This window comes from Poinsettia branch-inducing phytoplasma str. JR1 (genome assembly GCF_000309465.1).
Lineage (GTDB): Bacteria > Bacillota_I > Bacilli_A > Acholeplasmatales > Acholeplasmataceae > Phytoplasma > Phytoplasma pruni.
In genome coordinates, this window is record NZ_AKIK01000112.1 from 1 (window position 1) to 2,906 (window position 2,906).

The window sequence follows — 2,906 nt, forward strand, 5'->3', positions numbered from 1 at the left end:
TTTTTGCGTATTATAATGAAAATTTATCCTATTATATTTAGTTATTATATTATGAATAGTATCTTATTATACAGTTCGAATGAAATAAATTCTACACCTCATTCTTCCTCTAAACAAAAATCTCAATTTACTTTTAAAGATGTGGCTGGCAACGAAGAAGAAAAAGAAGAAATGCAAGAATTAATTGATTTTTTAAAAAATCCTAAAAAATACCAAGATATAGGGGCTTCTATTCCTAAAGGTATTTTATTAGAAGGGCCACCAGGGACTGGTAAAACCTTATTAGCCAAAGCCGTAGCCGGTGAAGCAGGTGTCCCTTTCTACGCTGTTTCTGGTTCTCAATTTGATGGTATTTTAGTTGGGTTAGGATCTAAAAAAATTAGGGAATTATTTCAACAATTAAGACATTTAACTACTTGTGTTTTATTTATTGATGAAATAGATGCTTTAGGTAAAAAACGTGGTCAATCTGAAAATAAACATGAACAAACTTTAAACCAATTACTGACAGAAATAGATGGTTTTAATACTTCTTCAGGGATTTTAATTATCGGCGCTACTAATAGAGCTGATATATTAGATCCAGCTTTACTTCGTCCCGGACGATTTGATCGTATTTTTAAAGTAGGATTGCCGGATGTGAAAGCGAGAAAAGCGATTTTAGAAGTGCACGCTAAAAATAAAAAACTAGATACATCGGTTGATTTAGAACAAATCGCTAAACAAACACCTTCTATGAGTGGGGCCCAATTAGCATCTGTTTTAAATGAAGCTTCTATTTTAACAGTTAGAAATGATAAAAAATTAATTACTCAAACAGAACTAGAAGAAGCGATTGATCGTGTTTTAATGGGTCCAGCGAAAAAATCAAGAAAATACGACGAAGAAGAAAAGAAAATGGTAGCTTATCATGAAGCGGGGCACGCTGTTATTGGTTTAAAATTAAAACATGCTCAAAAAGTACAAAAAATAACTATTATCCCAAGAGGAAACGCTGGTGGTTATAATTTAATGCTTCCAGAAAAAGAAACTTTCTTTTCTTCTAAAAAAAGAATGTTAGCTAATATTATCTCTTATTTAGGCGGCAGAGCGGCCGAAGAACTAATATTTGATGATATTTCTAATGGGGCTTTTGGTGATTTTCAACAAGCTACTCAAATAGCTACTCAAATGGTAACAAAATTAGGAATGTCTGATTTAGGACCGATGCAGAATGAAAACAATTATTTGGTAAATAATCCTTTGGTTGATAATGAAGTGAAAAAAATAATTGATAAATCTATGATTGAAGCACGAAATATTATAAAAGAAAATTGTCTTTTATTGGATGCTATCGCTGATTCTTTATTGGCAAAAGAAACCATAACAGAAACTGATTTAAACAATATTATGACAAATTTAAATCCATCTGCTAAGAAAATATCTATTAATCAAATGCAAAAATAACTTTATAAAATTTAAACAAATATTCCATTTGCATTCAAAAAGAAAGACCTTTTTATTAGTTTTCTGTAAGATGATATCTATTTCTACATCTTTATTGAATTTTTTATTATTTTCCCATGCAAGAACATTTCCCCAATAACTTCCTATTTGTTGAGAAACAGAAACGTATTTTTTATGAACAAAAGATTGAGAAATCTTTTCAAATTCTCAAGAAACATACTCGTTCAGTTTAGGTTCGATGAATTTAGAATAAAACAATTCTTTTTCTGTGAAAGAAATAGTATTTATATTGAACTCAATAAAGGTGAAATAAAAACGAAAGAATTGGTCTTTCATATAATAAAGAGTTTTTTTAGAATTTTTTCTTTCTCCAAAAGAAAAATCTTTGCTTACTATTCCCATCTTTTCCAATGTACTAATATAATTAGCGGTAGAATTAGAGGATTTGTTATGGCTTTTTTTGCTAATATCGTTTAATTTAGTTGCTCCATAAGCGATACTTTGAAGAGAATGGCTATATATTTTTGCGGCTTTGGAATTTCATGTTTTAAAATAAAATCCATTTCAGCTTCATTATTTAAAAACGGTTTTAATATGATATTGATGATATTTTTTTTAACGCTTAATTGGGGATTTATTTGATTAAGATAAAAAGGGATTACGCTGAAAATACTATAAAAAATTATTTTATCTTCTAAACTTATTTGAGGATAAACAAACTAGCCTCCTCATAATCAAAAGGTTTTATTTTTAAAGAACAAGTTTTACGACAGTATAAAGGTTTTTGGAAAGAGAATTCGTTTTCTATAACGCCGACATGACTGTCTGAAACAATTAATTTAATAATAAAATCAGGTAAAATATGATCGATTATTATCTTGCAAATCAGAAGAAAAACCACCATTATATTTTAATAAATAAGTAAATTCGTCTATCATTAAAATTATTTTTTGTTTTTTGATCAACTAAATATTGAAACAATTGTTGATAATTATCAAAAGACAAAGGTTGTTTAAAAAAACATCTATCGTTTGAGTTAATTCGCGTAAATTTATTTCAACTCTTTTTTTCTTTAGCCATAAAATAAATAGCTTGCTTATTTTTTTCCATGATCTTCTGAAGAATAGCTGTTTTCCCGATTCTTCTACGACCATAAAGAAGGATAAATTCAAACTTATTAGAATCAATTTTTTCTTGTAAATTGGTTAATTCTTTTTTCTACCATGAAATATAATAAATTCCTTTTTAAAAGCTTTATTGAAATAAACATTATATCATGTATCTTGGTTGTTTGTTTAATGATTCAGGATACATATCTTTTTAGCAAAAAACATTCTCAATTAACCTTTTTCGCTTAATTAATATATAAAAAAACTTTCAGATAAAAGAAAAATGACTTTTTACAATATAAATATTAAAAAAAACAGATAAAGTTGCAAGATCGGAAGAGCGGTTCAGCA

General features: G+C 27.9%; 2 protein-coding genes and 1 pseudogene. 1 reads left to right on the top strand and 2 read right to left on the bottom strand.

Annotated elements, in window-relative coordinates:
• Positions 1–1,446 (top strand): ATP-dependent metallopeptidase FtsH/Yme1/Tma family protein (locus ON17_RS02505; protein WP_100222523.1); only part of this gene is annotated, 1,446 nt, incomplete at its 5' end.
• On the opposite strand, the gene ON17_RS04005 is transcribed toward ON17_RS02505, so the two are convergent.
• Both ON17_RS04005 and ON17_RS04010 read right to left on the bottom strand, forming a co-directional pair.
• Positions 1,399–1,641 (bottom strand): DUF234 domain-containing protein, encoded by a 243-nt coding sequence (locus ON17_RS04005; protein ID WP_425311410.1) that lies wholly within the window; start codon positions 1,639–1,641, stop codon positions 1,399–1,401. The genes ON17_RS02505 and ON17_RS04005 overlap by 48 nt on opposite strands.
• An 861-nt stretch (positions 1,642–2,502) precedes the next feature.
• Positions 2,503–2,649, bottom strand: a pseudogene (locus ON17_RS04010) (ATP-binding protein); the annotation flags it as partial.
• Positions 2,650–2,906: the final 257 nt, after the last annotated feature.